Origin of the sequence: Dysgonomonas sp. 511 (assembly GCF_010501105.1) — a bacterium.
Taxonomy (GTDB): Bacteria; Bacteroidota; Bacteroidia; order Bacteroidales; family Dysgonomonadaceae; genus Dysgonomonas.
The window spans coordinates 1-323 of the sequence record NZ_QVMQ01000101.1; the positions used below are offsets into that span (position 1 = coordinate 1).

At 41.8% G+C, this 323-nt stretch carries 1 pseudogene; it reads right to left on the bottom strand.

Annotated features, from left to right (window positions below):
* Positions 1–79 (bottom strand): annotated as a pseudogene (locus tag D0T57_RS15445) (ParB N-terminal domain-containing protein); the annotation flags it as partial.
* Between the last annotated feature and the right edge of the window lie 244 nt (positions 80–323).

Below are 323 nucleotides of genomic sequence, written 5' to 3' on the forward strand. Positions count from 1 at the left end.
AACGGCGTTCTCCGGCGATGATCTGGTATTCGTCGTCGGCTACCTGACGCAGAGTTATAGGTTGGATGACACCTATCTGCCGGGATGGTATCCGTACCCGAAAAGGCATCGACTATAAACTGGAAATTGAAGTCGCTGATACTGTCTTTACGGTTTACAACGGTTGATCCGCTGGCAGAGAAGTATTATAGTATTAGTCCGTATGTGTATTGTGGGAATAACCCGATAAAATGAGTACGAATGGTTGATGAGTTAAACCAAGAATCAAAGCTAATGCTAACCCAACTTTTCTTCCCTTTTTTATTATATAAGTTACCATAATT